Origin of the sequence: Nonomuraea endophytica (genome assembly GCF_014203235.1) — a bacterium.
Lineage (GTDB): Bacteria > Actinomycetota > Actinomycetes > Streptosporangiales > Streptosporangiaceae > Nonomuraea > Nonomuraea endophytica.
Genome location: NZ_JACHIN010000029.1, coordinates 25,155 through 48,628, shown reverse-complemented (window position 1 = coordinate 48,628; position 23,474 = coordinate 25,155). Strand labels below are relative to the sequence as shown.

Sequence of the window (23,474 nt, the reverse complement as noted above, 5' to 3'; positions counted from 1 at the left end):
CCCTCCGGGGCGCCGCGAGGACCGGGAACGGCGAAAGCCCCCGGCCATGACGACCGGGGGCTTTCGTGAGCCTTGGGATCAGGCGTCGGCCTTCTCCTCGGCCGGCGTGTCGGCCGGCTCCTCGACGACCTCTTCACCGTTGATCTCGGTGTAGATGGCCTTGAGGTCGATCTCGGCGCCCTCGGAGTCGACGATCTTGGCGGCGTCACCCACGACGGCCTTGGCCTTGTCGCGGACGATCTCGACCATGGCCAGCGTGAGCTGGTCGTTGTCGGCGAGGTGCTGGGCCAGCTGGTTGGGCTGGACGCCCATCTGCATGGCGCGGCGGACGACGAAGTTGGTCAGCTCCTGCTCGGAGACGCCCAGTTCCTCGGCCTTGACGATCTTGTCGAGGACGAAGCCGGTCTTGATGGCCTTCGCGGAGTTGGTGTCGAACTCGGCGAAGCGCTCCTCCTCCGTCGTCTGGTAAAGACGGAAGAAGGCGTCGCGGCTGAGGCCGGACTCGGCGATCTGGTGGTCGAGGTTGTGCTTGCGGGCGTCGACCTCGGCCTTGAGCGCGCTGTCGGGGATCGGGATGTCGATCTTCTCCAGCAGGGCGTCGAGGGCGTTCTCGCGCGCCTGGACGACCTGGTCGACCAGCTTGTTGCGGCGGGCGGTCTCGCGGATGCTGTCCTTGAGCTCCTCCAGCGTGTCGAACTCGCTGGCCAGCTGCGCGAAGTCGTCGTCGAGCTCGGGAAGCACCTTCTCCTTGACCGACTTGACGGTGATGATCACGTCAGCCTGCTCGCCGGCGTTGTCGCCGCCGACCAGCTCGGTGCCGAAGGTCTTCTCCTCGCCCGCGGACATGCCCACGAGCGCCTCGTCGAGGCCCTGGAGCACGGAGCCTGCGCCGACCTCGTAGGAGACCTCGTTGGCCTGCTGCTCCTCGATGTTGTTGCCGTCGATCTCGGCGCGCAGGTCCATGACGACGAAGTCGCCGTCGGCGGCCGCGCGCTCGACGCCGGTCAGCGTCGCGAAGCGCTGGCGCAGGCCGTCGAGCTGCCCGTCGATGTCCTCGTCGGAGACCGTGGCCGCGTCGACGGTGACCTCGGCGCCCGCGTAGTCGGGGACGTCGAAGTTGGGGCGGATGTCGACCTCGGCGGTGAACTCGATCTGCTCACCGTCCTCGATCTTCGTGACCTCGATGTCGGGCTGGCTGACCGGGAAGACGTCGACCTCGTCGACAGCCTGGCCGTAGAGCTTGGGCACCGCGTCGTTGAGGGTCTCCTCCAGCACCACCGCGCGGCCGAAGCGCTGCTCGATGATGCGGGCCGGCACCTTGCCAGGACGGAAGCCGGGCACGCGGACCTGCTGCGCGACCTTCTTGTATGCCGCATCCAGGCTCGGGCGCAGCTCTTCGAACGGCACCTCGACAGTGAGCTTCACCCTGGTCGGGCTGAGCTCCTCGACAGCGGTCTTCACGGGGTGGTCTCCTTGATCAAGCTTCGAGTGATGCGCGGGCGCGTCCATTCGGTACGGCTCACGCGCCGCGCCCACATGAGCGGCGCCGGGCATGCTCCGCTACGGCGGGATCCAACGCCGTTGGCCAGTCTAGGGCAGATGCGTACCCAACAACGACGTGACGGCGCTCAGAACTCGTCGGCGATCGTGCGCAGCAGCTCCACCGTCTCGTCCGGGGTGGTGCTGACGGCGCACAGGCGCTCCATGACCTCGGTGTAGCGGTCGACGTCCTCTCGCTTGTCGAGGTAGAGAGCGCTGGCGAGTTGTTCCACGTAGACCACGTCGGGCAGCTCGCGGTCGGGGAAGCGCAGGATGCTGAACGCGCCGCCCTCGGCGCTGTGCCCGCCGAAGTCGAAGGGCATCACCTGGACGGTGATGTTGGGCTGGCGCATCTGCTCGATGAGGTGCTCCAGCTGGGCCCGCATGACCTCCGCGCCGCCGATGGGACGGCGCAGCGCCGCCTCGTCGATCACCGCCCAGAAGACCGGGCCGTCGGGGCGGTCGAGCACGCGCTGCCGTTCGAGGCGCACGTCGACACGGCGGGAGATCTCCTCGGCGCTGATGCCGGCCGAACCGGCGGTGACCACCGCCTTGGCGTATTCCTTCGTCTGCAGCAGTCCGGGGACGAACTGCACCTCGTACGTCCTGATGCGCTCGGCGGCCTCTTCCAGCCCGACGTACGCCTGGAACCAAGAGGGCAGGATGTCGTTGAAGCGGTGCCACCAGCCCGGTTCGTTGGCCGTGCCCACGAGGTCGAGGACGGCGGAACGGGCCTGGTTGTCGCTGACGCCGTAAAGGGTCAGCAGGTCGGCTACGTCGCGCTCCTTGAAGCCGACGCGGCCCAGCTCCATCCGGCTGATCTTGGATTCCGAGCCCCTGATCAGGTGGCCGGCCTCCTCACGCGTGACGCCCTTGGCCTCCCTCAGCCTGCGGAGCTGGGAGCCGAGGAGGATGCGCAGCGCCGTAGGTCCGGAACCCGGCTGGTTCTGCGTCACACTGCCTCCAATACGTCCGGACACACAGTGACATCCCTCCGCCGGGTATGACAAGGTCTCAACCTCGTGTCCGGTTCGGCATATCCGGCCGAAGCGCCCATGCGGTTGCACATTGCACATGCACGTGCATTTGGGTCTTGCAGCTACGCGCGTCGTGACCCATGATGGCCTAGTGCATATTGGGCCAAACATGCACTAACCGATGGGCAAGCGGGAGGTAGCGGCGGGATGGTGGAGGACCCCCTGGCCACTGCCGACTGCCTGCAGATCACCCGCGAGGTCGGCTTCGACAGCCTGCTCAGCCGGGCCCATCCGTACACCACCTCGTGCCCGCTTCCCTTTCAGGCCGATTCGGTCAAGACCGCGCGTGACGTCACCCGCGATACCTTGCACAACTGGGGTCTTCCCGAACTGAGCGACGACGCCGCGCTGGTGGTCTCCGAACTCGTCACCAACGCCGTCCGCTACACCCGCGGCCACCACGGTCTCACCCTGCTGCTGATGCGCGTCGCCCCCCACGTACTGCTGGCGGTGGCCGACCCGAGCGACGAGGTGCCCACCCGCAAGGAGCCCGACTTCATCTCGGAGAACGGCCGCGGCCTCTACATCGTCGAGACCTACAGCCAGTGCTGGGGCTGGGACCCCCTGGACCGGGGCGGCAAGGCCGTCTGGGCCCTGTTTCGCACCGAACGCTGATCCTCAGCCGCGCAGTTAGACGAGCACGCCCCGTTCCTTGATCAAGGAACGGGGCGTTTCCGCAAGTCGGGGCGACAGGATTTGAACCTGCGACTTCTTGCTCCCAAAGCAAGCGCGCTACCAAGCTGCGCCACGCCCCGCTGCGCCCGGTGCGCAAGCTGCCCGAGACTCCGGTACGCTTACGCCCTGACGACCGGATGAAGTCTAGACCAGACTTGGACCGGCTCGCGCGGACGTAGCTCAATGGTAGAGCCCTAGTCTTCCAAACTAGCTACGCGGGTTCGATTCCCGTCGTCCGCTCCACCAGCCGAAAGGCCAGGTCAACCGCAATGGGTGACCTGGCCTTTCGGGTTCGTCAAGACGTCTTTTCGATCTTGCGTGCCCGATGGCCTCTCCTCGTGCCCGCTCCCCCACGCCGGCTCGTACCTTGTCCCAGATGCGACGGAAGCCCGCCGTTGAGTTCGGCCAGCGTGCCAGTCACGCGGACCGTCCGCGCGTCCAGGGGACATGCCGAGCAGACGGGATGATCAGGCAGGAGGGGAGTGTGCGTGCCGCGCGAGCCTGGGTGGCCGAGGTACCACTGTCCGTCCAACGTGACCATGAGTTGCGGCCACCGCGGCTCGCAGGAGCACGCCACATGCGGCATCGATCTCTCCACGTGTGATCCGATCCAGGGTCACGCCCGGGCACACCGGACCTCTGGTGAGGTCGAGGGGGCAATAGGGTCGTGGCATGGGGGTGCGGCCGATTTCGCCGGAATCGCTGGTTGATGAGCTGGTTCAGCGCATCGTGGAGTTGCCTCGGGACGTTCCCGCGCGGGTGATCGTGGACGGGGCGCCCGCCGCCCGGCCGGAGGTCTACGCGGACGCGCTGGCCGAGCCGCTCAGGGTGCTGGGGCGGCCGGTGATCAGGGTGTCGGCCTGGGACTTTCTGCGGCCCGCCTCGCTCCGGCTCGAGTACGGCAGGACGGACCCGGACGCCTTCTACGACGACTGGCTGGATGTGAAGGCCATCTCCAGGGAGGTCTTCAACGGCTCCGGCCAGGTGCTTCCCCGGCTCTGGGACAGTGTGGCCGATCGGGCGTTTCGCGTGCCGTACCAGGAGGTGCGGCCTGGCGGGGTGGTGGTGCTGGACGGGACGCTGCTGCTCGGCCGGGGGCTGGCGGCCGAGCTGAGCGTGCATCTGTGGATGTCCTCGGCGGCGCTGGAGCGGCACACCGCCGGGGAGGAGCGGTGGCGGCTGCCCGCTTATGAGCGGTACGAGCGGGAGGTCGGTCCGGTGCGGGCGGCGGACGTCGCGGTGAAGGTGGACGACCTTCGGCATCCTGCTTTGCTTGAGTAGCCGACCTACGTGAGGTGGCGTAGCAGGGCTCTGGCCACGTGCGGGTGGGACAGGTACTCGGCGACGTCGTGTGAGCGTTGCAGCGGGTTGTCGGCGGCGCGTTCGTCCACCTGGCCCTTCCAGTCGTCCTCCAGCGGGCAGCCGATGCTCACCGGGTCCGACTGTGACCAGACGTTGAGCCACTGGCCGACCCGGTCGGGGCGGTGCGGGCCGCCCGACAGCAGGCGGCCCTGGACGGCGTCCAAGCCCAGCGGGCTGCCCAACGTGACCAGGAGGGGGACCTCCAGGGCGTCCGGCAGGCGGGTGAGCAGGTCCATGGCGACGACGGTGCCCAGGCTGTGGGACACCAGGACCACCTGGCCGGAGGCCGGGAGGGTGCGTTCGACCGCGGCCAGTACGGCCTGCCGTACCGAGGAGTCGTCGAGATAGGCGGCCACGTCGCGGAAGACGGCGGCGATCAGGAGGTGGTCGAGGTTCGTGGCGGAGGCCAGCCAGGACAGGGCGCCCTGCACGCCGGTCAGCAGCCCTTCGCGGCGGCCGTCGGCCGGGCGGCCGGCGAGCGCGGCGGCCTCGCCGACGAGCTGCTCGTAGACGACGCGGGTGGTCGGGGAGGCGGGGGCCAAGGATTCCAGGGGCTCGGTGAGGGTGTCGCCGTAGAAGGGGAACCACGCGTCGGCGGGTTCCACCGTTGGCAGGCCGGCCAGGGTGAGGCCCTTGTTGAGGCCGGCTATCCATTCGCGGCGCATGGTCTGGGGGTCGCGGCCCGTCTGGCCCCGGCCGTGGAGGAAGACGAGGTGGCGGGTGCCGCCGAAGGCGGAGGGGCGGGCGGGTGCGCCGGCCTGCCGTACCGGGGCGATCGATTCCGTGGCGAGCGGGGCGGCGCCCAGCTCGGACAGCAGGCCGACGGGCAGGCCGGACAGGATGGAGCTGACGCGGACACCCTCGTTGGCGACCCAGGCGCCGTCCTCGCCGGGGACGCCGGAGTGGTGGAGCGCGACGACCTCCCACTGGTCGTTGAAGACGGGGGAGCCGGAGCTGCCAGGTTCGGTGTCGGCGCTGTAGTGGAGGAAGTGGTCGAGCTGCATGGTCAGCTCGTTGCGGCGGATCGTGATCTCCTTGAGGCGGCCGTTGGGGTGGCCGACGAGGTTGACCGGCTCGCCGGTGACGATCTTGCCCTGGCGGGCCATCAGGCGGTTCCAGCCGTACAGGTCGCCGGCGGTCCTGCCGTCGGCGGCGGGGACGACGCGGACGAGCGTGAAGTCGAGGTCCTCGTCGGTGGCGAACGCCGCCGACGGGTCGAGGCGGAAGCGGGTCCAGGCGGGCGGGTCGTTGTCGATGCTCATCTCGGCGCCGAACTCGACCTCGGCCTCGCCCGCGCTGTCCTGGTCGGGCAGCACGTGGTTGTTGGTGAGCAGCAGCGAGGGCGCGACCAGGAAACCGGTCCCGACGGGGATGGCGCGGCCGTTGGAGCCCTGGGTGATGCGGCCCACGGAGGTGATGGCCCGCGCTCCCCTGGCCAGGAAGTTGGCGGGCTGGAAGTCGGCCGAGACGCCGACGATGCGTTCGAGCAGGCGGTCGGGGCTCTGCTCGGAGAGGCGTTCCACGGTGGCGACGGAGACGGTACCGCGCTGGACGAGCCGCTCGGCCCTGGCGGTCACCTGGTCGGCGTCGTCCACGATGCGTTGCCCGGTCTGCTCCCGGCGGCGCTGGATGCGCGCGCGGTCATCCCGCTTGCTCGCGTATCGCGCCGCCGCTGCCCGGGTCTGTGACATGGCGTCCATGAGGCCACGGTGAGCCCGCTCCCGGCCGGGCGCATGAGTAGTCCCATACTCAGAGTCATGACGGACTTCGGGTACTTCCTGGTGCCGAACAGCGCCGATCCCCTCATCGAGTACGCGCAGCTCGCCGACCGGCTCGGCCTTGACCTGATCGGCGTGCAGGACCATCCCTACCAGCGCCGGTACGTGGACACCTGGACCCTGCTCAGCGTCATCGCGGCCAAGACCGAGCGGATCACGGTCTTCCCCGACGTGGCGAACCTGCCGTTGCGCCAGCCCGCCGTGCTGGCCAAGGCGGCGGCCAGCCTCGACCTGCTGAGCGGCGGGCGGGTGGAGCTCGGTCTTGGGGCCGGTTCGTTCTGGGATGCGATCGACGCGTACGGCGGGCCGCGCCGTAGCCCCAAGGAGGCGCTCGGCGCGCTGGAGGAGGCGATCACGGTGATCAGGGCCGTGTGGAGCGGCGAGCGCAACCAGCGCTTCGAGGGCGAGCACTACCACCTGCGCGGCGCCCAGACGGGACCGGCGCCCGCGCACGACATCGGCATCTGGTTGGGCACAGGCGGGCCGAGGGCGCTCGCGCTGACGGGGCGGCTGGCCGACGGCTGGGTGCCGTCGTCGGGGTGGGCGAAGCCGGAGCGGCTGGCGGAGATGAGCGCCCGGGTCGACGAGGCGGCGCTGGCGGCGGGCCGTGAGCCGTCCGACATCCGGCGTGTATACAACGCGGGCGGCACGATCACCGATGGCGCGACGGAGGGGTTCCTGAAGGGTCCGGCCGACCAGTGGGTGGACGAGCTGACGGATCTGGCCGTCGGCTACGGCATCGACGCGTTCGTCTTCTGGCCGGAGGGCGATCAGCGGGAGCAGCTCACGCGCTTCGCCGAGCAGGTGGTGCCGGCGGTGCGCGAGCAGGTGGCCCTGTGACCCAGGACCTTCCGGGGCCGCGGGTAGCTCAGGGAGCCGAGCGGGCGGTCCGTCCTTGATCCGTCTCCGTGGTGACGGCGGAGGCGGACAGGAGTGTCGCACCGGCGAGGCCGCCCCAGAGGGCGGCCGGGCCGTGGGCGGCGAGTGCGGTGATGACCGCCGGGGAGACGGCCAGGCCGAAGCCCGTGGAGAGCTGAAAGCGGGCGAGGGCGCGTCCCAGGTCGGGGCGAGCGCGCGGACCCCTGTCGAAGGCGGCGCCTGCACGCTTCCCGCAGGGGATCACTCCAGGGGAAGGGGGCTTCAGGGCCGGTCGAGGGCGGCGACCTCGCGTATGGCGGCGGCGACGGCGCGGAAGTCCTTGCGCAGGATGTTGCCGTGGTTGCTGGAAACCTTCGCGCTGATCTTGATGTTCGGGTTGCGGGCGGTCACCGCGGGGAGGCTGGCGCGGATCCGTTCCTGCTCGTCCCCCTTGCTCCCGAGAGACGCCCCCGACGCGAGCACGTAGCGGGCCGGGACGGTGATGTTGTCCAGCACGGGGCCGAGTTTTCGCTCGCGGGCGATCTCACCCGCCTCGATGTTGCTGTTCGCCAGCTGCTCGGCGGTCATCCTCGGGGCCACGCCGAACGGGCGCAGCAACAGCAGGAACCAGCTCAGCCGCCGCCACAACTTACGGATCCGCTTCTCCAGGGCCTCGTCGAGCCAGTCGTACGGCTGCGCGCCCTCGACCAGGATCGCGCCCACGGCACGGCCGGGATGGCGGCTGACCCAGTGCGCCGCGACGAACGCCCCATACGACCAGCCCACCAGCAGCGCCCGTTCCACACCCCTGGCCGCCAGAACGGCATCGACGTCCCGCACGTTCGTCTCGAACGAGTAGTCCGCCGAACGCTTCGATCTGCCGCGCGCCCGCATGTCGTAGGTGATGTGCCGCCACTCCGTCCCCAGGTCGGCGATGACCCGCCGCCATTGGGGCTGAACGCCGGCGTGGCCGTTGAGGTAGAGCACGGGGATGCCGGGACCGCCGGTGTCGGTCACGGCCAGGGCCGTATCGCCGACCGGCACCATGCCGGTCCACTTCGGAGGGGCGGGGGAAACGCTGTTCTTGCCCACGGAACACTCCCTTCAGCTATTCAGCGTTGCTATCTACCGGTATAAAGTAGCACTTACTACCGGTAGATAGCAACGTTGAATAGCTGAAGGACTGGGTCTGACCAACCGGGCTGCGCCGCAGTTCAATGGACCACATGGCACAAGAACCAATGCTTCCCGGCCACTGGTACAACATCGTTCCCGACCTCACCACGCCCCCTCCCCCACCGCTGCACCCCGCCACAGGGCAGCCGGTGGGCCCGGACGATCTGGCGCCGCTGTTCCCGATGGAGCTGATCGGCCAGGAGGTGAGCGGGGAGCGGTTCATCGAGATCCCGCAGGACGTGCTGGACGTCTACCGGCTGTGGCGGCCGACGCCGCTGATCCGGGCGCACCGGCTGGAGAAGGCGCTGGGCACCCCCGCGCGCATCTACTACAAGTACGAGGGCGTCTCCCCCGCCGGCTCGCACAAGCCGAACACCGCCGTCCCGCAGGCGTACTACAACAAGCGCGAGGGCGTGCGCAGGCTCACCACCGAGACCGGGGCCGGGCAGTGGGGTTCGGCGCTGGCGTTCGCGTGCGCGCAGTTCGGGCTGGAGTGCGAGATCTGGATGGTGCGCGCCTCCTACGACCAGAAGCCCTACCGCCGCTCTCTCATGCGCGTGTACGGCGCCGCCGTCCACGCCAGCCCGTCCCCGCTGACCAGCGCGGGCAGCAAGATCCTGACCGAGCACCCCGACTCCACCGGCAGCCTGGGCATCGCGATCAGCGAGGCGGTCGAGGTGGCGGGAGCCGCGGCCGACACCAGGTACGCGCTGGGCTCGGTGCTCAACCACGTGCTGCTGCACCAGACGGTCATCGGCGAGGAGGCGCTCAAGCAGATGCCGGAGATGCCGGACCTGGTCATCGGCTGCACCGGCGGCGGCTCCAACTTCGCCGGGCTGGCCTTCCCGTTCATGCGCGAGAGCCCGCGGACGTCCTACCGCGCGGTGGAGCCGGAGGCCTGCCCGTCGTTCACCCGCGGCCGCTACGCCTACGACTTCGGCGACACGGCCGGGTTCACGCCGCTGCTGAAGATGCACACGCTCGGCCACGACTTCGTGCCGGACCCGATCCACGCGGGCGGGCTGCGCTACCACGGCATGTCGCCGCTGCTGTCGCACATGTACGAGCTGGGCCTGTTCGAGGCGGTCACCAGGTCGCAGAGCGAGTGTTTCGAGGCCGGTGTGCGCTTCGCGCGTACGGAGGGGATCGTGCCGGCGCCGGAGCCGACGCACGCGCTGGCCGAGACGATCGCCGAGGCGCTGCGGTGCAAGGAGAGCGGCGAGGAGAAGGTACTGCTGACCGCGCTGTGCGGGCACGGCCACTTCGACCTCGGCGCCTACGACCGCTACCTGGCGGGCGAGCTGGAGGACTACGCGCTGCCGCAGGAGCGGGTCGACCAGGCACTGGCGAATTTGCCACATTCCGGGTGATCCCTGCGGTTTTCCGGGAGCCGGCGCGGTTATGTTCGTGAGATGGATGTCGATGTGATCGTGCTGGGGATGGGTCCGGGCGGCGAGGACGTGGCCGGCCGGCTGGCCGAGGCGGGGCTGCGGGTGGCCGCCGTCGAGTCGAACCTGGTGGGCGGCGAGTGCCCCTACTGGGGCTGCATCCCCTCGAAGATCATGATTCACGAGGCGGAGACCTCGCGCGAGTGGCCGGCGCTGGTACGCCGGGTGCGCGAGGCCACCGACTCCTGGGACGACAAGGTGGCCGCCGACCGCTTCACCGGCAAGGGCGGCCACCTGGTCAGGGGCCACGGGCGCGTCACCGGGCCGGGCGAGGTGACCGTCGGCGACCAGGTGCTGCGCGCGGCGCGCGGCATCGTGATCGCGACCGGTTCGCAGGCGGCCGTGCCGCCGATCGAGGGGCTGGCGGGCACGCCGTACTGGACCAACCATGAGGCGATCGAGAACGCCGAGCTGCCCGAGTCGATCATCGTGCTGGGCGGCGGCGCGATCGGGGTGGAGCTGGCGCAGATGTTCCGGGCGTTCGGCGTGGCGGTGACGGTGGTCGAGGCGGCCGACCGGCTGATCGCCCTGGAGGAGCCGGAGGCCGGCGCGCTGCTGGAGAAGGTCTTCACCGGACGTGGCATCGACGTGCGTACCTCGGCCAAGGTCGCGCGCGTGGACTACGCGGACGGCCGCTTCTCGCTCGCCGGCGCCGAGGCGGAGCGGCTGCTGGTGGCGACGGGCCGCCGGGTGGACCTGAAGGCGCTGGGCGTCGGCGCGATCGGGCTCGACGAGAGCGCGCGGGCGATCCCCGTGGACGCGCGGATGCGCGCGGCCGAGGGCGTCTGGGCGATCGGCGACGCGGTGGGAAAGGGCGCTTTCACGCACATGTCGATGTACCAGGCGAACATCGTGGTCAAGGAGATCCTCGGCGAGCCGGTGCACGAGGCCGAGTACCACGCCGTGCCCCGGGTGACCTTCACCGATCCCGAGGTGGGCGCGGTGGGCCCGACCGAGGCGCAGGCCCGCGAGCGGGGCCTGGACGTGCGGATCGCCGTGGGCGACCTGGGCACGCGCGGTTACATCGCCCAGGCCGAGGGGCTGGTCAAGCTGGTGGCCGCCGACGGCGTCCTGGTCGGCGCGACCGTCGCGGCGCCGCCGGGAGGCGAGGTCCTGGGCCTGCTGACGCTGGCGGTGCACGCGCGCGTCCCGCTCACCAGGCTCGACGAGATGATCTACGCCTACCCGACGTTCCACCGGGCGGTTTCGGCCGCCGTGAAGGAGCTCACCGCGGCCGGGTGACCGTCAGCGCGACGCGGGGCGCTTGCCGTGGTTGGCCTTCTTCTTCTTGCGTGCTCGGGACTTGCGGGCGCGCCTTGCCATCCGTCGTCCTCCTTTGAGCGGGCCGTTTTCCGGGTACGGCATGCGTATCCCAGACCAGGGCCCCCGGCAAGCGACCTCACATTCTTCAACATGTTCATGTCATAATCTGTTTGAACTTGTTGGAAGGAGGGCGCGTGCTCGCCCAGCAGCGGCAACAGACGATCCTCGAACGGGTCCGGGCCAGCGGCGGCGTCCGCGTGGCCGACCTCGTGCGCGAGCTCGGCGTCTCCGACATGACCGTCCGGCGCGACCTGGAGTCCCTGGCCGAACGCGGCCTGCTGGAGAAGGTGCACGGCGGCGCGACCACGCTTGGCCCCGGCTCCACGGAGGAGCCGGGCTTCACCGCCAAGTCCGCCCGCCAGCAGCAGGAGAAGGAGGCGATCGCGCGCCGCGCCGCCCAGCTGGTCGGGCCCGGCACCGCGGTCGCCCTGTCGGCGGGCACCACCACGTGGGCGCTGGCCCACCACCTGGTCTCGGTCCCCGACCTCACCGTCATCACCAACTCGGTCCCGGTCGCCGACGTCTTCCACCGCACCCCGCGCACCGACCGCACGGTGGTGCTCACCGGCGGCGTCCGCACGCCCTCCGACGCGCTGGTCGGTCCGGTCGCCGTCGCCGCGATCCGCAGGCTGCACGTGGACACGCTGTTCCTGGGCGTGCACGGGATGAGCGTGCGCGCCGGGTTCACCACGCCGAACCTGCTGGAGTCGGAGACCGACCGGGAGCTGGTGGCCGCCGCCCACCGCCTGGTCGTGCCGGTCGACCACACCAAGTGGAACATCGTCGGCATCAGCACGATCGCCGACCTGGCGGAGGCCGACGTCGTCATCAGCGACCAGGGCCTGCCCGCCGAGGCGCGCGCCGAGCTGACCGAGCGCGTCGGGGAACTGATCATCGCGGAGGGCACGCAGTGAAGCGCACCATCACACACCTGGCCGACGGGCGAGAGCTGATCTACTTCGACCGGCGCGACGACGCCGACCGCGGCGCGGTGGACCAGCGGCCGCTCGACCCCCGGCCGCTCGCCTCCGAGCTGCGCTACGACCCGCTGACCGAGGAGTGGATCGCGATCGCGGGGCACCGGCAGACGCGGACGTTCCTGCCGCCGGCCGACGAGTGCCCGCTGTGCCCGTCGTCCGACACGCGGGCCTCGGAGATCCCGGCGCACGACTATGACGTGGTGGTGTTCGAGAACCGCTTCCCCTCTTTCAGCGGAAATTTTGGGACTTATCACGACGTGGGCGGCTTGAGTGAGGTTCGGCCGGGTGCGGGGAGATGTGAAGTGGTGTGCTTCACCTCCGAGCACTCCTCGTCGTTCTCGCGGCTGAGCGACGCGCAGGTCGAGCTGGTCATGGAGGCGTGGGCGGACCGCACCGCCGAGCTGTCCGCGATCGACGGCGTGGAGCAGGTCTTCATCTTCGAGAACCGGGGCGAGGAGATCGGGATCACGCTGCCCCACCCGCACGGGCAGATCTACGCCTACCCCTATGTGACGCCGCGGACCAAGCTGCAGCTCACGGCGGCGCAGCGGCGGCCGGGGCTGTTCGCCGACGTGCTGGCCGCCGAACGGGCCGGGGAGCGGGTCGTGGCGGCCAACGAGCTGTGGACCGCCTTCGTGCCCGCCGCGGCGCGCTGGCCGTACGAGGTGCACGTCTATCCGCACCGGCAGGTGCCGGATCTCGCGGCGCTGACCGAGGCGGAGCGGGCGGCCTTCGCGCCGCTCTACACCTCAGTGCTGCGGGCGCTGGACGGGATCTTCGGGATGGCCATGCCGTACATCTCGGCGTGGCACCAGGCGCCGGTGCGGCACCTGCGTGAGCTGGGATATCTCCACCTGGAGCTGTTCTCGATCAGGCGCGCGCCCGGCAAGCTCAAGTACCTGGCGGGGTCGGAGTCGGCGATGGGGGCCTTCGTCAACGACGTGCTGCCCGAGGAGGCGGCGCGACTGCTTCGATCACAGGTAGATCACTAATTGGTTTCCTCTTGGAGTCGCGTTACCCGCCATTTACTACTAATATCCCTCACGCACCGGTTGTCACAGCCGTTGCCGCCTAATCCCGGGCGTGTTGCCCGGGAGCCGGGGACCCACCCTCACCTGGGGTGAATCCACTTCGGTGGTAGGGCATCTCCTGCCCGAACCCGTCAGCTAACCCGGCCGGCAGATGGAGAGGAATGCCCCACGTGGCGGTTGCGTCCCCCGCGACTTTGGCCATCGGTCTCATCACCGCCGCAGCTCTGGCGCTCACCCCCGCGACCGCGCAGGCCGCGCCCAAGCCGAGTGAGAAGCAGCTGCGGGCCGAGCTGAAGAAGCTCAACACACAGGTCGACAAGCTCATCGAGAGTTACAACGGCAAGCGCGTGGCCCTCGCCAAGGCGAAGGAGGCGGAGAAGGCCGCCCAGGGCCGCCTGGCCGCCGCCGAGACGGCGCTGGTCGAGGCCGAGCGGCGGGTGGCCGAGATCGCCCAGCTGCGCTACCAGGGCACCGGCACCTCGCTGCCCGGCTTCCTTTACACGCCTGACGCGCCGGGCGCGGCCGTACTGGAGCAGCTCACCGACGAGGAGCAGGCGGTCATCGCGGGCGTCGCCGCCGCCCGCGACGAGAAGAAGAAGGCCGCCGACGCGGCCGCCGCGCTCACCACCCAGATCGCCGGACAGGCGGACGAGGTGGACAAGGAGCGCGACGAGGCCGAAGGCGTCATCAAGGACATCAAGGACAAGCTCCAGGACCTCATGCCGTACGGCACCGGCAAGCGCAACAACGGCACCTGGTCCCCCGAGCTGCCCTCCGGCTCCGACAACATCACCTCCCGCATGCGGATCATCCGCGACGAGATCAAGAAGACCTTCAACCTGCCCTTCGAGGTCGGCTGCTACCGCTCGGGCGGCGGCGGCGAGCACCCGCTCGGCCGGGCCTGCGACTTCATGATGAGCACCGGCGGCTCCATGCCCACGGCCGCCAACCAGGCCCTCGGCGACCAGATCGCGGCCTGGGCGATCAAGAACAAGGACCGCTTCGGCGTGAAGTACGTGATCTGGAAGCAGCGCATCAACATGGGCTCGGGATGGCGGGCGATGAGCGACCGCGGCAGCATCACCGAGAACCACTTCGACCACCCGCACATCTCCATGAACTGAAGACCCGGCCCCGCGCGGCCCCGTCCCACTACAGTGACGCCTCGGATGTGATCACCGGGGCAAGGAGGGGCACAGTGGCGCTGCAGCCACCGCCGGGGCTGGCCATGCTGCTCAACATCGTCGTCTCGTGGCCGCTCGTCGACGAGGACCGGCTCTACGCGGCCGGAACGCAGTGGATCTCCTTCGCGATGACGGCGGTGCGCGTCTCCACGACCGCGGCCACGCACGCCGCCCGGACCACCGCGCGCAACGCGGGTGAGGGCGTCCGGGCGTTCGACGGCGAGTGGCGTGACACCTCCGGCCGCTCCGGCGACGCGGTCACCGCCGCGCTGCTCATCGGCGGCGCGTTACAGATCTCCGCGATGATCGTGCTCGCCATGAAGGTGGCGCTGATCGTCCTGCTCATGCGGCTCGCCCTGCACCTGTCGCGGCTGGTCGTGGCCTCGGGCCCCACCGCCGGCGCCTCGCTGGCCGCCGTGGGTCCCGCCGTGGGCGACGCCAGGACGGCCGCGCGGGAGATCATCCGCCGGATGGTCGAACTTCTGGAACGCAGCGCGCTGCGCCTGTTCGGACGCGCGTCCGCGCTGCTGCGCAAGCCGGCCACCAAGACGGGGTCCGGCGCGATCCCGCCGGGCAAGCGGCCGCCGACGCCCGTGCGCGGCCCCGGCAACCACCTCGAGTCGGCGGCCGACAAGAACGTCGACGTCGCGTCCATCACGCCGTACCCGATCTGGCGGCGTGACCGCCCGCCGGTCTACCGCGCCGAGGACAAGGCTCCCGACGAGGTCTTCGAGCGAGGGCTACGGCCGCGCGACCCGTCGATGACGAACCTGTCCGACTACGTGCTCAAGGCCAAGCCGTCCGCCTTCGTCGGGACCAGCACGCGCATGGACATCGACAACGTCGTCCCGCGCCGCTACGTCTACGAGGTCGACGCCCCCGGCGGGATCGACGTCCAGGACACCGTGAAGGCCGCGAGCCATCTGTCCCACGAACGCGAGATCGCCTTCCCCGGCGGAGTGCATCGGAGATACATCACCGGCGCCTGGCCGCAAGGGGTGCCCAAAACGCCGCAGAACTTCATCCCCAACCCGCACTACGACCCCTTCCCCGGAGGATCGCCGTGAACGACGTCCCACCGCCCCCGCCGATCACCGACGAATTGCGGCGGCAGGCCCGGCAGAGCCCGGGGACCTGGATGTACGCGATCGATCCGTTCTTCGACCCCGGTGGGGAGGTCCCGCCGTACGGGATCGTCGGGGCCTGGCAGGTCGACGCGCGCGGTGAGATCACCGGCGATTTCCAGCACAACGCCGGCTACCGGCCCTCCCCGGTCGCGCTGGGCCACCCCGAGCCCACCGACCCGCTCGACCGCGCCCTGCAGCTCGCCTCGACCGGCTACGCCACCGGCGACGACATCGTGCCGCTGCTGCTGGCGGCGGAGGTGATCGTGGCCGCCGGGCCGGGCGGCGGGGTGCCGGTGTTCGACACGGGCGAGGGCCGGGCGGCGTTCGCCTACACGGCCGGGGCCCACCTGCCGCGGAGCCTGCCTGACGGGGCCATGGACTGGCAGCGGCTGCGCGGGGGCGACCTGGTCGCACTTCTGCCCGCGGACGTGGGCGTCGTCGTCAACCCGGAAGGGCCCGCCGGTGTGCTTCTCGGCCCCGACGAGCTACGCCGGTCCTGACCCCTCCAGCAGCCGCCTGACGCGCGCGACCTCCTCCTCGACGCGCCGCTCGGCGGCCTTGTAGTTCGCCTCCATGACCCGCACGTCCTCGCCCGAGGTCACCTGCCGCTCCCCCAGCGCCTCGCAGACCTCCAGCGCCTTCTTGGTGACCTCGAGGTACGCGGCCTGGACCATGCTCCCGGGACCCTCGCCCCAGGGATCGCCCTGTCCCTCAAGACCGGCGCGCAGCTCCGCCACCGCCTCCAGCCACGTCGTGCCGGTCTGGCCGAGCCCCGCGCCGGTGCCGCGCAGGTCGGCATGGGAGACGTCCGGCCCCTGGTCGAACCCGCTCACCGCTCCTCCAGCCGACGCACGACCAGCTCCACCCCGTCGGCGAACTCCTCCAGCCGCCCCATCACACCGGCGTGCGCTCCGCCCATCGTCCGGGCGAGCAACTGGGGATCGACGCCCTCCAGTCCCGGCACGTGCGCCCGCAGGTCGTCCAGCGCGGCGTTGACCGCGCCGAGGATCTCCCGGGCGAGGTCCTCCGAGGCCATGCGCATCACCCGAGGGTTGAGATGAAGTTCCCGCAACCGCCCGTCCGGCCCGGCCACCACCCGCACCTGCCCGTCAGCCGCCACGCCGTCGCCCTGGAAGACGGCGTCGGCGGGCGCTTCCGCCGCCCGCTCCAGCGCCTGGATGGCCTGGGTCAGCATCTCGCCGATGGGGTGCCCGTTCTCGTGCATGAGCTCTCTCTATCGCACCCCTACCCGCGCGAACCACCCCATCGGGGTGAACACCTACTGGAACCAGTCGAACAGGCGGGCGGCGGCGTCGCGGGCGATGAGGAAGCCCACGATGGCCAGCGTCCAGCCGACCATGGAGGCGGCGTTCTTGAGGATCCAGTCGCGCAGCCTGGCCAGCTTCGGCTCCAGCCAGTTGCCCGCCAGGCCGCGCCCGGCCATGAGGGCCAGCGGCGGGAGCACCATCACCAGCACGTACCCCGCCAGCACCGGCCCCCACTGCATCGGCGTCAGCCCGGAGGCGGTCATGATGCCGATCGCCGCCAGGTACGGCGCCATCGTGGCCACCTCGACCACGCCCATCGTCAGCGCCAGCGACACCATCGTGCCCGGCCCGCCCAGGCGCGGCTCCCACTGCTTCTTCTGCTTCTTGGAGTCGAAGCGCCAGCTCAGCAGGAACAGGCCCACACCGACGACCAGTTGCACCCACAGGAACGTACGGCTCTGGAAGACGTCCCCGAAGTTCTCCAGCAACGCCGACAGGCCCAGCATGAGCGCCACGCCCACCAGGAAGTAGAAGAGCGTGATCGTGGCCAGGTAGATGATCATCCGGCCGACCTGCCTGCGGTCGGAGGCCAGCATCATCACCAGTGGCACACCGAGCGTGCCGAAACTCGTGCTGTCCACCAGGGCGAGCCCCACCAGCGTCAGGAGGACTGTTGTCGTCATGGTCACTTATCCTGCCGCCACGACCGGCGCCCCGACTCCTACGCGCGAGCCAATCCGGACTACACCTTTCTGCCTACAGTGTCTGCACTCCAGGGCGGACCGGCCGCCGCGTCAGGGCGCGTCGAGCTGCTTGACCAGGGTCTTGGGGGCGATCATCCGGTACGCGTCGGTGACGATCTCCTTGATCTCCGCCCAGTCGACCGCCACGTCCAGGTAGACGCCGAGCCAGCCCCGATGCCCCACGTACGGCGGGCGGAAGTAGTGCTCAGGATCCTCGGCCACCAGTTCCTGCTGCACGCCGGGCGGCGCGGCGCACCAGAAGCCGAGCCGGTCGTCGTGGTGATGGTCGGCGAACATGACGAACGTCTTCTTGTCCCGCACGAACCAGGTGGGCTCGCCGTGGCTGAGCCGTTCCGTCGTCTCCGGCAGGTCCAGGCAGAGTTTCCGCAGGCGTTCCAGCTGGTCCATAGTCTTAGGCTATGCGCATCGAACCACCCGTGGACGGCGACGAGCGAAGCACGCTGGAAGGCTTCCTCGACTACCACCGGCAGACACTCGCCTGGAAGTGCGAGGGGCTCACCGACGAGCAGTTGCGGACGCGGGCCCTGCCGCCGTCCACGATGTCGTTGCTCGGGCTGATCAGGCACATGGCGGAGGTGGAGCGCAGCTGGTTCCGCCGCCGCCTCGGCGGGCAGACGGATCTTCCGTTCATCTACGTCACGGACGAGGATCCGGACGCCGACTTCGACCGCGTCGACGAGGACGGCCGGGCGGGGGCGTTCAAGACGTGGGAGAGCGAGATCGCCGCCGCCCGCGAGGCGACCGCGGGAGTGCCGCTGGACGGGGTCGTGCACCGCACCCGCGAGCCGCTGACGGTGTCGGTGCGCTGGGTCTACTTCCACATGATCGAGGAGTACGCCCGCCACAACGGCCACGCCGACCTGCTGCGCGAGCGGATCGACGGGGCCACGGGCGAGTAAGAGCGTCAGCCGGACAGGCGGATCGGGTTGACCAGGTCGGCGTAGACGAGCAGCCCGGCCATGATGATCATCACCATGGCCAGCACATACGTCAGCGGCAGCACCTTGGCGATGTCCACGTGACGGGGCTCGGGTCGGCGGAAGACGCGGGCGAAGGCGCGCTTGAGCCCCTCCCACAGGCCGCCGGCGATGTGACCGCCGTCCAGCGGCAGCAGCGGGATCAGGTTGAAGACGCCGATCGCGAGGTTGAAGCCGGCCAGCAGGTTGATGAACGTGGCGATCTTCTCCTGGCCCGACAGCAGGTCGGAGGAGAGGATCTCGCCGCCCATCCGGCCCGCGCCGACGACGCCGACCGGGCCCTGCCGGTCGCGTTCCTCGCCGGAGAAGGCGGCGTGCCAGACGCCGACCATCTTCTCCGGCAGGTTGAGCAGCGACTTGGCCACCTGTCCCGTCAGGTCGACCATGTGCCCGGCCACGGCGCCGATGGACTGCTTCTCGTTGACCTGGGTGGGGGCGACGCCGAGGAAGCCGACGTTCTTGTCGATCTTCTTGGTGTCTTCCAGGTTCGGCCGGTCCTGGGCGATCAGGTTGACGTCGAGCGTCACCGGCTGGCCGTTCCGCATGATTCCGAGCTTGGCCGGGCCCGCGCCGTGGGCGCGGATCTTCCTGGTCGCGTCCTCCCACGAGGTGATCGTCACGCCGTTGAAGGCGACGATCTCGTCGCCCACCTTCAGGCCCGCCTGGGCTGCCGGAGTGGGCCGGTCACCCGGCTTGCACTCCGCGCGCTTCTCCGCGACCGGGATGACGCAGGTGGTGGTCATCGGCGAGACGATCGGCTTCTGGACGGGAGTGCCGAAGTACATCAGCACGATGGCGAAGAAGACGAAGGCCAGCACGAAGTTCATCAGCGGGCCGCCGGACATGATGATGACCTTCTGCCACCACTTCTTGCGGTAGAAGACCCGGCTCTCGTCGCCGGGCCGTACCTCTTCCTGCGCCATGTCGCGCGCGGAGTCGATGAGCCCCTGGAATGGCCCGGTCGAGGCCCTGCGCAGCTTCGTCGGGTCGTCGCCCGGGCGCGGCGGCAGCATCCCGATCATCCGGATGTAGCCGCCGAGGGGGATCCACTTGACCCCGTACTCGGTCTCGCCCTTCCGCTTCGACCACAGGGTCGGCCCGAAGCCGACCATGTACTGCGTCACCCGCACCCCGAAAATCTTCGCGGGGACCATGTGGCCGAGCTCGTGCAGCGCGATGGAGGCCGCCAGACCAATGAAGAACAAGGCGAATCCCGCGATGGTGAGCCAGATCATCTAGGGGCGCTCCAGGGTCACGGAAGGGCTTGACAACCCCAGAGTAGTCGAAGTCTCCACACCTGAACGGCTTGCGCACGCTTTGCGGAATCGACAGACTGCGTTGACAGTGCGCAGTCGCGCGATCACCCTGGGGTATGACGAAGGGAGCACGTTGATCCGGATCCTCGTTGCCGAACACCTGCCGCTCGTACGGCGAGGCTTGGTGTCCTCGCTGGAAGCCGAGGCAGACCTGTCGGTCGTGGCCGAGGTCGGCAGCGGCGAGGACGTGGTGCCCGAGGCCCTGACACACCTGCCCGCGGCGGTTGTAATCGATCTGGATCTGCCCGGCGGCGGGCTCGCCGTCACCACCCGGCTGCACGAGAAGGCGCCCGGCTGCAAGGTGCTCGTCGTCTCCGCCCACCCCAACGCGGGGCAGGTGCGGGGGGCGTTCGCGGCGCACGCGCTCGGGTTCATGAGCCTCGACGTCGGCCCGGAGCAGCTGGCCGAGGGCGTGCGGCAGATCGCGGCCGGCCGGCGGGCGGTGGACTCCGACCTGGCCGTCGCGGCGCTGGAGTCCGCGGCCAACCCGCTGACCCGGCGCGAACTCGACGTGCTGCGGATCGCGGCCGGTGGGGCGCGGTCCACGGAGATCGCCGATCAGCTGTTCCTCTCGGTGGGGACGGTGCGCAACCATCTGTCGCGCATCATGTGCAAGACCGGCGCCCGCAACCGGCTCGACGCGGTCCGCATCGCCAACGACTCCGGCTGGCTCTGAAAGTCTGTGCTTCTGAAGGGCTGTGCTTCCGGAGATTTCCGCAGGTGCGCGTCGTGAAGGTCTCGGCAGGTGCGTCGTGAAGGTCTCGGCAGGTGCGTCGTGAAGGTCTCGGCAGGTGGGCCTCGTGAAGGTCTCGGCAGGTGGCACACCAGCCGAGGCTTCGGCTGGTGCCCGCGGCCGGGCCCGGCGGCGGCCTCCCCCACGTTGGCCACACCGGCCACAAGCGCGCGGCCCGCGAGCGACCACGGGGCCACCTGGCTTCTGGCCGGGCCCCGGCGGAACCGCGCCGCTCCCCCGGGACCCGGGGATCATGGGCGGCTCTCAGCGGAGCTGCGGGACCTGCGAGTGCACGACGTTGCGCCTCTTTCCGCGGGTCAGGGGGATTGGTCCTCTGAGAATCTCAGGCCGCCACCGGCCCCTGCCAGTGACCGGGAACACTATCTGCGCATGAAGGAGCACACAGGGTCACCCGTGTGAAACGTCACGGCCGCCAGATCAGCACCAGCGCGCAGTCGTCGTTGTGTCCCGACGACATCGAGTTGACCAGCGCGCGGGCGCCGTCGCGGAAGCCGTTGGGCAGCAGCCGCTCGGCCTCGCCCAGCAGGCGGTCCAGGCCCGCGTCGATGTCGCGGCCCGGCTGCTCGATCAGCCCGTCGGTGTAGAGCAGCAGCGCGTCGCCCTTGCGCAGCACGCCGCTGTCGGGCTCGCAGTGCAGGTCGGGCACCACACCCAGGACCACGCCCTTGGCCGTGGCCACCTGCCAGCCGCCGCTGCCCGCGTCGAGCTTGACGACAGGCGGGTGACCGGCGGAGGTGATCGTGTAGGAGCCGGTGGCCAGGTTGATGCGTACGTGCACCGCCGTCACGAAGCCCTCGTCGCCGCGCTGGCGGTGAAGGTAGGTGTTGCAGGCCGGCAGGAAGTCGTCGACGGAGCCGAGCAGCCCGCCGAACGTCCCGGACAGCAGCAGCGCCCTGGTGCCCGCGTCGACGCCCTTGCCGGAGACGTCCACGAGCGCGATCTCCAGGTTGTCGCCGTCGCGCATCGAGACGAGGAAGTCGCCGCCGAAGGAGGAGCCGCCCGCCTGCTTGAGCACCACCTTGCCGCCCCAGTCCTTGGGCAGCGCGGGCAGTTCGCCCTGGCTCCTGAGCCGGTCGCGCAGCTCCAGCAGCATCGCGTCGCCGCGCAGGCCCTGCACGCCGAGCTTGCCGCGCGTACGCGCCATGAGCACGGCCAGCACCGTCGTGAACCCGATCGTCACCATGAGCCCGAGCCCGACCCTGCCGACGCCCAGCGTGATCGCGATGTAGCCCAGCGCCACGGCCACCACGACCAGCAGCTTGGCCAGGCTCCGCAACCTGAGCTGCAGCCCGCCCACCAGCGTGATGAGGATGAGCAGCGAGGGCGAGAACCACTCGGTCGACACCCGGGCGGCCAGACCTCCGACGACCAGAGTCAGCACACTGAGGGTGATCGTGAGATTCCGGTCACGGGCCAGCGGTCCCCGTCGGAGGAACCGGACAACGGGCACCAGAAACGGCACCCGCACGAGGAGCGCGCGGAGCCGTGGCGGGATCAGCGGCGCCGGACGGGAACTCATGATGCGGATGACTGTATCGGTCTCATACCCGTTTGGGCAGCCCACTTGACCAACGCCTTGATCATTACGCACGGATATTGGGTGGCCCTACCCCTTTGCCCGCTCTTACGGTTGACGGATGACGTACCCGATCCGTCCCATCGATGAGTCTGAGTGGTCCGCGTACTCCCGAGTACTGGGCGAAGGCTTCGGCTGGACCCCCGCCCCGGTGCAGAACGAGCGCTTCAAGGCCCAGACCGAGTTCCCCCGCACGCTCGCGGCCTTCGACGGCGACACCGTGGCGGGCGTGACCGCCATCTTCAGCCTGACCATGACCATCCCGGGCGGAACGCTGCCCGTCGCGGGCGTCACCGCCGTCAGCGTGCTCCCCTCGCACCGCCGCCGCGGCCTGCTCACCGCGCTGATGCGCCGCCAGCTCAACGACGTGCACGAGCGGGGCGAGGCCGTAGCGGCCCTTTACGCCTCCGAGTCGGCCATCTACGGCCGCTACGGGTACGGCAAGGCCGCGTCGGAACTCAGCGTGTCCATCAACAAGACCGGCTCCGCCTTCAAACGCGACGCGCCCTCCGACCCGGGCCTGCGCCTGCGGGTGGCGACCCCGGCCGACGTACGCGAACAGCTGGAGAACCTGCTCGCCGAGGTCATCACCCGCCGCCCCGGCCGCTATGCCAGGAACGAACACTTCTGGAACGGCGCCCTGGCCGACGAGGAACCCGACCAGAGCGGCAACGGCACCCTGCGCTGCGTCCTGGCCGAGGACGACGGCGGCGTACGGGGATACGCGTTGTTCCGCATCAAGTCGTCCTGGGACGACGACGGCATCCCGAACGGCGAGCTGAAACTCCACGAGATCGAGGCCAAGGACCCCGCCGCGCACGCCGCGCTGTGGCGCAGCGTCCTGGACCGCGACCTGGTCACCAAGGTCACCGCCGGCATCCCGGTCGACGACCCGATCACCGCACTCCTCGCCGACCCACGCCAGGTGCGCGCCGGATGGTCGGACGAGCTGTGGGTGCGCGTGGTGAACGTGCAGAAGGCCCTGGAGGCCCGCGCCTACTCGGCTCCCGTGGACGTCGTCATCGAGGTGGAGGACGACGTGTGCGAGTGGAACGCCCGCCGCTGGCGGCTCACCGCCGACACCACGAGCGCCTCCTGCAAGGCGACGGAGGAGCCGGCCGACATCACCCTGCCGGCGTCGGCACTGGGCACGGCGTACCTGGGCGACGGCCAGCTGACGACGCTCCTGGAGGCGGGCCTGCTGACGGAACACACGGCGGGAACGGTCCGCGCACTGGCCACGGCCATGTCATGGAACCCTAAGCCGTGGGCGGGGATGGTCTTCTGACGTAGTGTCGGGG

Annotated in this window: 25 protein-coding genes, 2 tRNA genes and 1 riboswitch; of the genes, 14 read left to right on the top strand and 13 right to left on the bottom strand. The window is 70.0% G+C overall.

Translation table 11 applies throughout. The features are described from left to right. Positions 1–78 precede the first annotated feature (78 nt). Positions 79–1,461: a trigger factor gene (gene tig, locus HNR40_RS52055; protein WP_184976090.1), complete on the bottom strand. Its 1,383-nt coding sequence runs from the start codon at positions 1,459–1,461 to the stop codon at positions 79–81. A 167-nt stretch (positions 1,462–1,628) separates the two neighbouring features. Beyond that, the gene (locus HNR40_RS52050; RefSeq protein ID WP_184976087.1) at positions 1,629–2,495 is read right to left on the bottom strand and encodes a Sco1979 family transcriptional regulator; all 867 of its coding nucleotides are present in this window, start codon (positions 2,493–2,495) and stop codon (positions 1,629–1,631) included. A 228-nt stretch (positions 2,496–2,723) separates the two neighbouring features. On the opposite strand from HNR40_RS52050, the gene HNR40_RS52045 reads away from it, so the two are divergent. Further along, the gene (locus HNR40_RS52045) at positions 2,724–3,191 is read left to right on the top strand and encodes an ATP-binding protein (protein WP_184976084.1); all 468 of its coding nucleotides are present in this window, start codon (positions 2,724–2,726) and stop codon (positions 3,189–3,191) included. A 66-nt stretch (positions 3,192–3,257) separates the two neighbouring features. Here the strand turns inward: HNR40_RS52045 and HNR40_RS52040 are convergent. Next, positions 3,258–3,331: transfer RNA gene (locus tag HNR40_RS52040), tRNA-Pro, on the bottom strand. Positions 3,332–3,420: 89 nt separating this feature from the next. Here HNR40_RS52040 and HNR40_RS52035 point away from each other — a divergent pair. Together HNR40_RS52035 and HNR40_RS52030 are read left to right on the top strand one after the other, a co-directional pair. Then, a tRNA-Gly gene (locus HNR40_RS52035) sits at positions 3,421–3,494 on the top strand. A 429-nt stretch (positions 3,495–3,923) separates the two neighbouring features. Continuing rightward, positions 3,924–4,532 carry a nucleoside/nucleotide kinase family protein gene (locus HNR40_RS52030; protein ID WP_184976081.1) on the top strand — a complete coding sequence of 203 codons (609 nt, stop codon included), beginning with the start codon at positions 3,924–3,926 and terminating at the stop codon, positions 4,530–4,532. A gap of 5 nt (positions 4,533–4,537) precedes the next feature. Here the strand turns inward: HNR40_RS52030 and HNR40_RS56970 are convergent, their stop codons facing one another. After that, positions 4,538–6,313, bottom strand: coding sequence for a trypsin-like peptidase domain-containing protein (locus tag HNR40_RS56970; protein WP_184976078.1), 1,776 nt, complete (start codon positions 6,311–6,313; stop codon positions 4,538–4,540). A 57-nt stretch (positions 6,314–6,370) separates the two neighbouring features. Here HNR40_RS56970 and HNR40_RS52020 point away from each other — a divergent pair, with 57 nt between their 5' ends. Further along, the gene (locus HNR40_RS52020; RefSeq protein WP_246510872.1) at positions 6,371–7,231 is read left to right on the top strand and encodes an LLM class flavin-dependent oxidoreductase; all 861 of its coding nucleotides are present in this window, start codon (positions 6,371–6,373) and stop codon (positions 7,229–7,231) included. Positions 7,232–7,259: 28 nt separating this feature from the next. On the opposite strand, the gene HNR40_RS52015 is transcribed toward HNR40_RS52020, so the two are convergent. After that, on the bottom strand, positions 7,260–7,514 hold the full coding sequence (locus HNR40_RS52015) for a hypothetical protein (protein WP_221341885.1): 255 nt from the start codon (positions 7,512–7,514) through the stop codon (positions 7,260–7,262). A gap of 17 nt (positions 7,515–7,531) precedes the next feature. Beyond that, positions 7,532–8,341: an alpha/beta fold hydrolase gene (locus HNR40_RS52010; RefSeq protein WP_312896869.1), complete on the bottom strand. Its 810-nt coding sequence runs from the start codon at positions 8,339–8,341 to the stop codon at positions 7,532–7,534. Positions 8,342–8,475: 134 nt separating this feature from the next. Between HNR40_RS52010 and HNR40_RS52005 the strand changes: the two genes are divergently transcribed. Further along, positions 8,476–9,795, top strand: coding sequence for a TrpB-like pyridoxal phosphate-dependent enzyme (locus HNR40_RS52005; protein ID WP_221341884.1), 1,320 nt, complete (start codon positions 8,476–8,478; stop codon positions 9,793–9,795). Positions 9,796–9,837: 42 nt separating this feature from the next. Next, complete coding sequence (locus tag HNR40_RS52000; RefSeq protein ID WP_184976067.1) at positions 9,838–11,115, top strand: dihydrolipoyl dehydrogenase family protein; 1,278 nt, start codon at positions 9,838–9,840, stop codon at positions 11,113–11,115. A gap of 3 nt (positions 11,116–11,118) precedes the next feature. Here HNR40_RS52000 and HNR40_RS58075 read toward each other — a convergent pair whose 3' ends face one another. After that, a complete protein-coding gene (locus HNR40_RS58075) occupies positions 11,119–11,196 on the bottom strand; it encodes a 50S ribosomal protein bL37 (protein ID WP_376773618.1) in 78 nt (25 codons plus the stop codon). A gap of 134 nt (positions 11,197–11,330) precedes the next feature. Here HNR40_RS58075 and HNR40_RS51995 point away from each other — a divergent pair, with 134 nt between their 5' ends. The 5 genes from HNR40_RS51995 (at position 11,331) to HNR40_RS51975 (ending at position 16,018) form a co-directional block, all read left to right on the top strand. Further along, the gene (locus HNR40_RS51995; RefSeq protein WP_184976063.1) at positions 11,331–12,110 is read left to right on the top strand and encodes a DeoR/GlpR family DNA-binding transcription regulator; all 780 of its coding nucleotides are present in this window, start codon (positions 11,331–11,333) and stop codon (positions 12,108–12,110) included. Continuing rightward, a complete protein-coding gene (gene galT / locus HNR40_RS51990; RefSeq protein ID WP_184976060.1) occupies positions 12,107–13,168 on the top strand; it encodes a galactose-1-phosphate uridylyltransferase in 1,062 nt (353 codons plus the stop codon). The genes HNR40_RS51995 and galT overlap by 4 nt, the downstream gene beginning before the upstream one ends. A 66-nt stretch (positions 13,169–13,234) precedes the next feature. After that, a riboswitch (cyclic di-AMP (ydaO/yuaA leader) is annotated at positions 13,235–13,371 on the top strand. 6 nt (positions 13,372–13,377) lie between these two features. After that, positions 13,378–14,331: a coiled-coil domain-containing protein gene (locus HNR40_RS51985; protein WP_184976057.1), complete on the top strand. Its 954-nt coding sequence runs from the start codon at positions 13,378–13,380 to the stop codon at positions 14,329–14,331. Between the two features lie 74 nt (positions 14,332–14,405). After that, positions 14,406–15,458 carry a scabin-related ADP-ribosyltransferase gene (locus HNR40_RS51980; protein ID WP_184976054.1) on the top strand — a complete coding sequence of 351 codons (1,053 nt, stop codon included), beginning with the start codon at positions 14,406–14,408 and terminating at the stop codon, positions 15,456–15,458. Beyond that, positions 15,455–16,018 carry a type VII secretion system-associated protein gene (locus tag HNR40_RS51975; protein ID WP_184976051.1) on the top strand — a complete coding sequence of 188 codons (564 nt, stop codon included), beginning with the start codon at positions 15,455–15,457 and terminating at the stop codon, positions 16,016–16,018. Before HNR40_RS51980 ends, HNR40_RS51975 begins: the two co-directional genes overlap by 4 nt. On the opposite strand, the gene HNR40_RS51970 is transcribed toward HNR40_RS51975, so the two are convergent. From HNR40_RS51970 to HNR40_RS51955, 4 genes are all read right to left on the bottom strand, one after another. Continuing rightward, a complete protein-coding gene (locus HNR40_RS51970) occupies positions 16,004–16,351 on the bottom strand; it encodes a hypothetical protein (protein WP_184976049.1) in 348 nt (115 codons plus the stop codon). The genes HNR40_RS51975 and HNR40_RS51970 overlap by 15 nt on opposite strands. Further along, a complete protein-coding gene (locus HNR40_RS51965) occupies positions 16,348–16,743 on the bottom strand; it encodes a YbaB/EbfC family nucleoid-associated protein (protein ID WP_184976046.1) in 396 nt (131 codons plus the stop codon). The genes HNR40_RS51970 and HNR40_RS51965 overlap by 4 nt, the downstream gene beginning before the upstream one ends. Before the next feature lie 54 nt (positions 16,744–16,797). Continuing rightward, entirely contained in the window at positions 16,798–17,469 is a 672-nt protein-coding gene (locus tag HNR40_RS51960) for a GAP family protein (protein WP_184976043.1), read from the bottom strand. 111 nt (positions 17,470–17,580) lie between these two features. Continuing rightward, a complete protein-coding gene (locus tag HNR40_RS51955; RefSeq protein ID WP_184976040.1) occupies positions 17,581–17,937 on the bottom strand; it encodes an MmcQ/YjbR family DNA-binding protein in 357 nt (118 codons plus the stop codon). A gap of 11 nt (positions 17,938–17,948) precedes the next feature. Between HNR40_RS51955 and HNR40_RS51950 the strand changes: the two genes are divergently transcribed. Beyond that, the gene (locus HNR40_RS51950; protein WP_184976037.1) at positions 17,949–18,449 is read left to right on the top strand and encodes a DinB family protein; all 501 of its coding nucleotides are present in this window, start codon (positions 17,949–17,951) and stop codon (positions 18,447–18,449) included. A gap of 5 nt (positions 18,450–18,454) precedes the next feature. On the opposite strand, the gene HNR40_RS51945 is transcribed toward HNR40_RS51950, so the two are convergent. Continuing rightward, the gene (locus HNR40_RS51945; RefSeq protein ID WP_184976035.1) at positions 18,455–19,762 is read right to left on the bottom strand and encodes a M50 family metallopeptidase; all 1,308 of its coding nucleotides are present in this window, start codon (positions 19,760–19,762) and stop codon (positions 18,455–18,457) included. Between the two features lie 154 nt (positions 19,763–19,916). Here HNR40_RS51945 and HNR40_RS51940 point away from each other — a divergent pair, with 154 nt between their 5' ends. Further along, a complete protein-coding gene (locus HNR40_RS51940) occupies positions 19,917–20,519 on the top strand; it encodes a response regulator transcription factor (RefSeq protein WP_184976032.1) in 603 nt (200 codons plus the stop codon). A 481-nt stretch (positions 20,520–21,000) separates the two neighbouring features. Here HNR40_RS51940 and HNR40_RS51935 read toward each other — a convergent pair whose 3' ends face one another. Beyond that, positions 21,001–22,116 carry a PP2C family protein-serine/threonine phosphatase gene (locus HNR40_RS51935; protein ID WP_184976029.1) on the bottom strand — a complete coding sequence of 372 codons (1,116 nt, stop codon included), beginning with the start codon at positions 22,114–22,116 and terminating at the stop codon, positions 21,001–21,003. A 118-nt stretch (positions 22,117–22,234) separates the two neighbouring features. Between HNR40_RS51935 and HNR40_RS51930 the strand changes: the two genes are divergently transcribed. Then, complete coding sequence (locus tag HNR40_RS51930) at positions 22,235–23,461, top strand: GNAT family N-acetyltransferase (protein WP_184976026.1); 1,227 nt, start codon at positions 22,235–22,237, stop codon at positions 23,459–23,461. Positions 23,462–23,474: the final 13 nt, after the last annotated feature.

Bases quoted from the DNA above. Each gene is read 5' to 3' on its own strand.
- HNR40_RS51945 (WP_184976035.1), bottom strand. From the start codon at position 19,762: ATGATCTGGCTCACCATCGCGGGATTCGCCTTGTTCTTCATTGGTCTG.
- HNR40_RS51965 (WP_184976046.1), bottom strand. From the start codon at position 16,743: ATGCACGAGAACGGGCACCCCATCGGCGAGATGCTGACCCAGGCCATC.
- HNR40_RS51955 (WP_184976040.1), bottom strand. From the start codon at position 17,937: ATGGACCAGCTGGAACGCCTGCGGAAACTCTGCCTGGACCTGCCGGAG.
- HNR40_RS52030 (WP_184976081.1), top strand. From the start codon at position 3,924: ATGGGGGTGCGGCCGATTTCGCCGGAATCGCTGGTTGATGAGCTGGTT.
- HNR40_RS52045 (WP_184976084.1), top strand. From the start codon at position 2,724: ATGGTGGAGGACCCCCTGGCCACTGCCGACTGCCTGCAGATCACCCGC.
- HNR40_RS56970 (WP_184976078.1), bottom strand. From the start codon at position 6,313: ATGGACGCCATGTCACAGACCCGGGCAGCGGCGGCGCGATACGCGAGC.
- HNR40_RS52005 (WP_221341884.1), top strand. From the start codon at position 8,476: ATGGCACAAGAACCAATGCTTCCCGGCCACTGGTACAACATCGTTCCC.
- HNR40_RS51930 (WP_184976026.1), top strand. From the start codon at position 22,235: ATGACGTACCCGATCCGTCCCATCGATGAGTCTGAGTGGTCCGCGTAC.
- HNR40_RS58075 (WP_376773618.1), bottom strand. From the start codon at position 11,196: ATGGCAAGGCGCGCCCGCAAGTCCCGAGCACGCAAGAAGAAGAAGGCC.
- HNR40_RS51935 (WP_184976029.1), bottom strand. From the start codon at position 22,116: ATGAGTTCCCGTCCGGCGCCGCTGATCCCGCCACGGCTCCGCGCGCTC.
- HNR40_RS52020 (WP_246510872.1), top strand. From the start codon at position 6,371: ATGACGGACTTCGGGTACTTCCTGGTGCCGAACAGCGCCGATCCCCTC.
- HNR40_RS52000 (WP_184976067.1), top strand. From the start codon at position 9,838: ATGGATGTCGATGTGATCGTGCTGGGGATGGGTCCGGGCGGCGAGGAC.
- HNR40_RS51960 (WP_184976043.1), bottom strand. From the start codon at position 17,469: ATGACGACAACAGTCCTCCTGACGCTGGTGGGGCTCGCCCTGGTGGAC.
- HNR40_RS51950 (WP_184976037.1), top strand. From the start codon at position 17,949: ATGCGCATCGAACCACCCGTGGACGGCGACGAGCGAAGCACGCTGGAA.